Annotated in this window: 1 protein-coding gene; it reads left to right on the top strand. The window is 41.3% G+C overall.

Annotated elements, in window-relative coordinates; translation table 11 throughout:
* Positions 1 to 9,749 (top strand): type I secretion C-terminal target domain-containing protein (locus C9J46_RS20035; protein WP_107291423.1); only part of this gene is annotated, 9,749 nt, incomplete at its 5' end.
* Positions 9,750 to 9,946 lie beyond the last annotated feature (197 nt).

The raw sequence follows: 9,946 nt of genomic DNA, 5'->3' as shown, positions 1-9,946 counted from the left end.
CAGATACCACTTATCCGGTAGAGAAAACCGGTGAGCTTACGCTGGTTGCGGGTGAAGATCGCCTCGATCCAACCACCGTTGCCATTGATGCGACGCAGCAAGCGGATTTAATTAAAGAGCTCAACGCAGAGCTTACATCCGGCGGCAAACCATTAACCTTTACGATTGATGCCAATGGTAACTTGGTCGGTACCATCGCAGGTACTGATACGGTTGCTGTACGTGTTGAATTAACCCCAACGCAAGCGGGTCAAAACGTTAATGTCGAAGTCAAAATCATCCAAGAACAACCACTGGATCATCAGGCTTCAGGTAACAGTTCAGGTTTTGTCACTGTCGATGGTGATGACATCTCGATTAAAGTCCCTGTACAGGCGAAAGATACCGATGGTGATTGGTTAGACAAACCTGCCAATGTGGATATCACGATTGTTGATGGTGCGAACCCTGAATTTGGTATCGATAAAGGTACAACGATCACTGAAACAGAAAATGGTGCAACCGCAACAGGTAAAATCCCGCTAAATGTGGGCTCTGATGATATTGCACATATTGATTTTGCGCAGTCTCAGCCATCACTTGAAGGGATTGTATCTAATAACCAAGCAACCCGTTATGTGGTTGATGGTAATGAAATTAAAGTTGTGATTGACGGTGGCGCGAATGATGGCGCAGCGGTAATGACGATTGAAATCAATGTCGATGGTAGTTACACGGTTCATCAACATCTGCCAATTGAGCAAGACAACAGCAAAGGCGATACCGTTGATATTAATCTGGCTGTTACTGCAACAGATAAAGACGGTGATATCAGTAATACGGGTCAATTAGAGATCCATATTAAAGATGGTCTAAACCCTACCGGTGAGGGTGTTGTAGCAAACATCACGATTACAGAAGGTGATCTTGAAGATCCTAAAGCTGGTAAGGGTTACCCTGTTTCAGCAGATACGTATTTTACAGTTAATGCCACAGATGATGCATTAGTTGCTAATAGCTTGAAGATTGCTGATAGCGCACAAGTAGATTTAGTAAAAGAGCTCAATAGCTTAACGTCAAATGGTGAAGCACTGACTTTCACTGTTCACACTGATGCTAATGGTGTAATCACTATTACGGGTGTGACAACAAGTGGTCAAGAAGCGGTAAGTATTAGCATGACGCCGTCTTCATCAGCGAATGGTGATGTGACTGTTGATTTGGCCATTCATCAGGCTTTGCCTCTTGATCACATAAAATCAAACGGCACCTATGTTGATGTTACCGGCGGTAAGATCACTATTGATGTACCTGTTCAAATGCAAGATACCGATGGTGACGCGTTAGACAAACCCGTTGATGTGAACATTACGATTAAAGATGGTCAGAAGCCTTCGTTTGGTCATGATTCAACAGCAACCTTGGAAGAAGGGGTATCAGGCACAGCAACAGCATCTGGCACTATTGATATTGATACGGGCAGTGACCAAGTCGCGAAAGTGTACTTTAAAGGTAACCAATCATCGTTGGATGGTTTAACCAGTAATGGTCATGAAACGACGTACTCATTAAGTGCTGATGGCTCTACAATCACCGTAGTATTAAAAGACAATCCATCTCAAGTTGTGATGGAAATCAAGATTGATGTTAATGGTCATTACGTTGTTGAACAAAAACAACCGATTGATCAGGTCGATGACAAGAATGCTGATAATGAAATTATTAAGCTAGATGTCGTTGCTCAAGACTATGACGGTGATAACAGCAAGCCGGGTCAGATCACGATCAATATTCATGATGGTGAGGATGCAAAAGGTGGCGAAACTGGCTCTATCGTTATTACTGAAGGCGATTTACAACCGACAGCAGGTGAACAAGGTTACCCTGTTTCAGGTGATGTTGACATTGCGGTGAAAGCTGGCGTTGACCGTTTAGATCCAACTAAGGTTTCAATCGATAGTACACATCTTTCGGCATTAATTGATGAGTTGCAGTCAGAGTTAACAGCATCTGGTTCAAAAATTAGCTTTAGCTATCACGATGGTCAGCTAATCGGTACTGCTAATGGTCAAGTCGTTCTAACGGTTGCGGTTTCAGCAGTACAGGCAGCTAATGGTCATGATGTAGACGTGAAAGTTTCCATTACTCAACATGCGCCTTTAGATCATCATGGTAGTGAAACCTCAGGTTTTGTAAGTGTTGATGGCGATAAGATTGTTATCGATGTGCCGGTCCAAGTCAAAGACACTGACGGTGATAACCTTGCCAATAATGTAAATGCGCAAATCACCATTAATGATGGTGCCGCACCTATCATTATTTCTGCTCCAGCTATCAGTGTTGATGAAGATGCATTAGCGGGTGGTTCACATACATCAAAAGATGGCGTAACAGCACTGGGTGATATTCAAGTCGATCAAGGCAGTGACTATGTGTCTAACTTTAAGGTCGATGTAGAAGCGTTTAATGCTCAAAATACCATTAAGTCAGAAGGCCACGACGTTGTTCTTGAGCAGACAGGTGTGGGTACTTATCAAGGGATAGCGAATGGACAAGTTGTCTTCACCTATGCCTTGTTACCTAATGGTCGTTATATATTTAAGCTGGAAGGGACAATAGATCATCCCACTCAAGGTGAAGATGAGTTTAAGATTGAATTTCCTGTTTATGCCGTTGATAAAGATGGTGATACCAGCGGTACAGTCAATATTGATGTATCAATTAAAGATGATATTCCATCTGTACATGATGTAACGCTAAATACGGTTGAGCACAGCACGACGACACTGGAAAATGTGATTGTGAGTACCGGTGCGGATGGTGCACAAGTCACAGCATTGATTGTTGATGGACAGCATATTGATTTATCAACATTGCCTGAGTCTGGCGGTTATCGTATTTATGAAGTAACAGAGAATGGTCAAAAGTTAGGTGATCTTATGATCAAACCTAATGGTGATACTTACTTTGCTGCGAACGATAATTTGGATCATAACCAAGAAGAGATCCTTAAAAATATTGGCTTTGAAGTAACCGATGGCGACGGTGATAAGGCACAAGGTACGATCACGCTTGAAGTGTCGGATAAAGATGCAACCTTAAGCTTGCAAAACAGCATTGGTCAGGAAGAAGACGGTCGTCACTCAACCGATCCTAACGATAATGTTGATGTAAATCGTGATGGTATTGCGATCAATATGAGCATCAATGTTGGTGATAATGATCGTGGTGAGCACATTGGCACTGTGACTATTCACCCGCAAGGCGAAGCGCATGGCGTCTTTATGTTTAACGGTCAGCCTTTAGCTGTTAATAGCGATGGTTCAATCACTATTCCTGCAAGTGCATTTACAGCAGATGCTAGCGGTGAGAATTACACCCTACAAGGCGTGACTTTTGTTCCTGCAGAAGATTTCTCGACCTCTGCAAACGGTATTAAATTTGATGTTAGTGCACAAGTGAATACCACTGATGGTGGTAACCACCCAGTAATGAATGGTGAGTTCTCGATTGATGTTCAGGGTATTGCAGATACGCCAACATGGAGTGCAAGCTCTGTTGAACATTATGTTGTTGATGAAGATGGTTCTAATGTTCAGCTAAGTGTTGTTGCTGATCTGCAAGATACCGATGGCTCTGAAGCATTGTTCTACTACATTACGGTACCAAAAGAGTACCAAGATAAATGTACATTAGAAATTGATGGTCAAACATTAGTTGAAACATCACCAGGGTCAGGTATTTACAAAGTAGATGCTGAGCAAATGAAGTCTGTTGAGGTGAACCCTGCTGATAACTTTAGTGGTGATATTAAACTGTCTATCACAGCTGAAAGTAAAGAGCTTGATAACTTTGTTAATGGCCATCAGACAGCAGAATCGACTGCGAAAGAAATTGTTATCAATGTAAATCCTCAAGCTGATGATGGCACGTTAAAAGTAACGCGTGTTGAATCGAAAGAAGATGAGCGCATTGATCTATCAACGCACATTAACTTTGTGTCGTTAGATGATAATACCGATAACTCTGAGCATTTATTCCTACAAATCTCAGCACTTCCTGAAGGTGCGGTATTGTACTTAAATGATCAACTTCTGACGCCAAATGCTGATGGTGTGTATGAAATTAAATATGAAGACTTGAACGGTCTATCACTTCAGCCGCCATTAGATAGCAACGTTGACTTTAGTATCTCAGTCAATGGTGTGATCCGAGATGTTGCAACCATTACTGATGCTAATGGTAATGTGACAACGGAAACTAGCGAGAAAGTTGTTGGTCCACAATCGATTGATATTGCATTAACCGGTGTGGTTGATCAGGCGAGAATTGAATCAGAAAATTCTGATTGGACCCGTTTAGATAACGGTAAAATTGGCTTACAAACCACGATCAAAGAAGACGGTAGCGCGAAGTTTGATTTTAAAGTGGTATCAGGTGAGCACACGGTTGATGGTAAAACTGATGGTTCTGAAACCTTAAGTATTGTGGTTTCTGGTATTCCAGAAGGGGCAAAACTGTACGATCAGAACGGTAACCTTCAAACACTGGTTTATGCTGGTGAAGATAAAAACGGTCAGCCTATTTATCAGGTTAATCTGACAACGTTAAATGATGTAAAAATCGTACCACCTGAAAATAGCACAGAAGACATTACGCTTGATGTACGAGTCGTGGTGACTGAAAACGATGGTGCGAGTAAGGCGTTTAATGGCGAATTGGTTATTCATGTTACGCCTGAGATTGATGCGACAGATTACGGTACGGTTTCTAAGGGTTTTGAAGATCAACCGATTCAAATTGATTGGTTACCACCTGAGTTTACCGATCCGAAAGAACATATTACGGCTGTTGCATTAAACGGTTTACCACAAGGTTACCAGTTGTTCTTGGGTGATACGTTATTAGTTGCCGATGCATCAGGAAAAATCACCTTTACTGATAGCCAATTACAACAGTTATTGAATGGCACTAAGTTAACACTGCATGCGCCAGAAGATTCGGATAAAGATATCACGTTAACTTCAACAGTAACGGTATCAGAGACGGATGTTGATGGTGATAAAGAGACGGTAACGAAAGATATTACAGGTACTTTAACCGTTGATATTGAAGCTGTTGTGGAAAGCGATGGTCAGTTAGTTGTAAGTGATGACGGCAAAACTGTTACCAATATTAGCTGTGACAGTGATGGTGTAATTGATCTCTCTAATGGTGCTGACTCAGATGGCAAAATCACTTGGGTTAATGACGATAATTCCAGCTCTGAAGTTATTCAGCAAGTCGTACTAGAACCTATTCCTGAAGGTTTTGTGATTGTTGGTGGTATTAACAATGGTGATGGTAGTTGGACGATTCCTCAGTCGCAATTAGGCAACTTGCAGATCAAAGCACCAGAAGGCTTTAAAGAGACTCTAGTGCTACAAATTAGCGCTATGGTTCAAGATTTAAGTGACGATGGTGATCCAAGTGCATTAGTGGTTAAGAAAGACACTATTACGCTTGATTTTAGTAAGAATACTGAAAGTCATGATGAAAAAGCTGCAGACATCATCATTGAAGATCACGTTGTAACGGGTACAGAAGATCACACGGTAGATTTAGGTAAACAAATTACCGATCACATCCTAAAAGTGAGTACCGCTGACGGTCATCAATTGAATGATGAGTTAACCATTGTTATTGATGCTAAAAATCTACCAGATGGGGCTTCGATTTCTGGAGCTGATTATAATCACGTAACAGGTGAGTATGTACTGAAAGTACCGGTATCTGCGAATGGTGAAGTGGACTTATCTAGCATTCACATTAACTTGCCGAAAGATTTTGCCGGTGACTTTAAGCTAGATGTGAAGTTTGTGACTACCGATACCGAAAGTGGTGATTACAAAACACAAACTGACACGATTTCAGTGCAAATTGCACCTGAAGTGGATGGACCTAAATCGGTTGAAATCAACGTGGTTGAAACTGAAGGCTTAAACGGTGATAAGCAGCCGATCTCGTCTTCTGATGATAAAACAGAGCAAGTTTATAAAGATGTTGCTTATGAAGATGGAGATATCAAGCTCGATCTATCTGTAGCACTAAAAGATGTCAGCACAGAGCTAACTGACGGTAAAGAGAGCGTTGAGTCTGTGACATTAACGCTTAAAGACAGTGCCGATGGTGTGTTTATTGATGCAAATGGCAATGTACTAGGTTCATCTATCACCATTGATGCTAGCCAGATGGGGAATATTCATTTCCGTCCAGCGCCTGATTTTAGCGGCAAGGTTGATATTGATGTGAAAACCACGGTTGTTGATACCACTGTTTATGATGAAACGGCTGGTGGCAAAGAAGTATCAGCATCAAAGACATTTGATAACACAGTGAGTTTTGATGTCGTTGCTGTTAATGACGAAGTTAAATGGCATGGTACTGAGACACCGATTGTCGGTAATGAAGATACCGCTATTTCATTAAGTGGTGTTGGTGGAACACTACAAGACAGCGATGGCTCTGAGCATATTGTTTCTATTAAGTTAGAAAATGTACCGGATGGCTTTATTGTTCAAGGCGCAACCAATAATGGTAGTGGTGTTTGGACACTTAGCGGTTCGGGGGAATCATTTGATTTAAGTAGCGTGAAAATTGTGCCACCGAAAGATTTCAGCGGTACAGTTAATATCGATATTGTGGTGTATTCAAAAGAAGAAACCTTAGACAAGCCAGCTGAAAACCGTAAAACCATCACTATTGATGTTCAGCCAGTTGCTGATAAAGTCGATACAGATGTAAACCCAAATGCATCTGGTGATGAAAATGGTTCAATCACGTTGGATTTAGGCATTAAAGCTTATGATGACGAAAACACCGTTAAGAACCCAAATTCAAATGTGCATGAAAATGGGGCGGAATCACTACAAATCACCATTACTAATGTGCCTGATTCAAGTTCATTTACATTACCGGATGGTGTAAAAGGCAGCTGTGAAAAACAAGCAGATGGTTCATGGGTCATTAAAGTTGATGGCTCTGAGCTTGATACATTGACCTTCCACCCAGGTGATGCGAACAACCAAACTGTGATTGACGGTAAGGTTTGGACGGGTGATCTAGATTTCGATATTCGTGCGGTGGATAACGGTGTTGTTGGTACAGATAGCGTTGCGGTGGATAAAACAATCCACGTTGATGTGACGCCTGATAACGATGCACCTGTAAACCATATGCCAACGGATCCGCTAACAGTTGAAGAAGATGCAATACTCGTGATCAAGAACCTGCAAGTGACTGATGTAGATAGTCATGATCATGATGCAGTAATGAACATGACGGTGACGTTAAGTGTACAGCATGGTCAATTAAGTATTGCTGATGGTGTCGATACAACAGGTCTGGTGATCAAAGGTAATGGTGATGGCACATTAACCATTGAAGGTGATATTACTAAGATCAATCAGCTATTGGATAAAGGCATCAATTACGTTGGTGATAAAGACTTTAACGGTACTGATAGCTTAACCATGACAACCAACGATAACGGCAATTCTGGTGCAGGTGGTGCTCTAACCGATACTGATAGCGTGGATATCACGGTGACGCCTGTTAACGATGCGCCAGTGAACACGGTACCTGATGCATTTATTGTTGATGAAGACAGCAGCCATGTGATCAGTGGTCTTAAGATCAGTGATGTAGATGCGAAGGAAAATGGCGCATCAGGTGACATGACGGTGACGTTAGCAGTAGGTCATGGCCAGTTAGCGATTATTGCAACTGATACGCAAGGTTTGAATATTGTTGATAATGGTGACGGTAAGTTAGTTATCAGTGGTGATATCAATAAGATCAACACATTACTTGCTGACGGTATTAAATATACCGGTGATGAGAATTATGCAGGTAAAGATCAGTTAACCATGACTACCAGCGATAACGGTAACGCTGGTGCAGGTGGCGTATTAACGGATATCGATACGGTTGATATCACGGTGACACCGGTTAACGATGCGCCTGTTAACCATGTACCAACCAGTATTGCGGCAGATGAAGACGTTGCTACTGTTATCACTGGATTACAAGTATCAGACGTCGACTTTAATGAACTAGCCAATAATACTGGTATGTCGGTACAGCTAAGTGTAGCTCATGGTTCATTAACGATTACATTGCCAGATAACAGCCCAGTGAAAGTGGTTCAAAATGGAGTCGGTAATGTCACGCTTGAAGGTTCAATGGATGATATTAATGCCGTATTTAATAGTGGGGTAAGTTATACCGGCGATGAAAATTACAGTGGTAAAGATGAGTTAACCATTACGACTAACGATGGCGGCAATACAGGCTCTGGCGGTAACCAAGCTGCAACTAATAAAGTTGAAATTAATGTAGCTCCTAAAGCAGATGCGCCATCATTAAGTATCAGTCCGGAACATTTACAAACAGCAGCGATAAGAAGCTCTGTTGGTACCATGTTGCCACTGATTGGCTTAATTGCTGCGGCATCCGCAGATGCATCTGAAACCTTAACCGTTAAGTTAACGAATTTAGGTTCAGGTCAGGTTGTTGATAAAGACGGTAATGTTATTGGTAAAGATCTTGGTAATGGTCATTGGGAAGTGCCAGCTGACAAGGTTGATGGCTTGTATATCAAAGATCTTGACCAAGGTACGCACTCAATTAATGTTGTCGCGGTTTCGACTGAATCTGATGGCTCTTATGCAGAATCTGCACCTGTAAATATCAATATCGTTGTAGATGATTTATCGCAAACAAATAACGTTATTGGTCACAATTCAAATGTGAGTGGCGATAATCTGATCATCGACAGTACTGCAGCAGCAACGCTTTACGGTGGTGATGGTGATGATGTACTGGTTGGTGGTTTAGGCTCTGATATCCTTGTTGGTGGTGCTGGTGATGACATTCTATGGGGTGGGGAGCTAGGCGGTCATGGTGATGGGGTGAAAGATACCTTCCTATGGTCAGAAAGTGATTTCGGTACGGCAGATGCCCCTGCGACAGATAAGATCATGGACTTTGAAGTTGGTATCGATACTATCAGCCTAGGTGATGCATTAGACACGAAAGATATTCACTCATTAGCGGATTTGAATAATCGTCTGAATATCACTGAGCAAGATGGGAGTACCTTAATTCAGATCTCTAACGATCAAGATAAGGTAGTGCAGAATATCATTCTAGATGGTGTGTCTAACCATGACTTATTTGGTAGTACATCTAGTGAGATGACTGCAACGGATAAAGTGACAACGTTATTGAATAACGGCAGCCTTGAGCTTAGTAAGAACTTTGGTAATGAAGAGAGCAATGACTTAATCGCAGATAGCCAAGGTGAGTCTTTATTTGGTTTCGATGGTGACGACAATTTACTCGCGGGTACTGGAAATGACATCTTAACTGGCGGTGCTGGTGATGATCTCTTTACTTGGCATGAAACATCGCTATCTAATAGCAATAATACCGATACTATTGCTGATTTTGAGCTTGGTAAAGATAAGATTGATATCCGAGAATTGCTTGGCAATGATGATAGTGGTAAGTCAGATATGGATAACTTATTGGATCATGTAAGTGCAGGTGTTGATGATAAAGGTAATGTTAATCTTGATATCACAACAGATGACGGTAAGACGCAAAATATTGTCTTAGGTAATATTCATCCGGCCCATGATCTTGGGTTAGTGGATGGGGCTTCTTCTGTTGATATTATGAATTCACTGTTTGATCACAATGCATTTAAGATAGATAGCGGTCACTAAATAGAAAAATAGAATATAAAAGCAGCCCTTAGTGGCTGCTTTTTTTTACCTAAAACTGCGTAGTTATTCATTTAATTTACAATAAGTGCAGAAAACAAGCCTATATAAAGGAAACTTACGAACGATATAAAATAATAATCTATAAATAATGACTAATTAGACATAAACGTGTTTTGTTGCGGTAAATGTAAAAATTT

It is taken from the genome of Photobacterium sp. GB-36 (genome assembly GCF_003026135.1).
Taxonomy (GTDB): Bacteria; Pseudomonadota; Gammaproteobacteria; order Enterobacterales; family Vibrionaceae; genus Photobacterium.
Note: the sequence above shows the minus strand (reverse complement) of the source record. Positions and strands in the feature narration are given on the sequence as shown.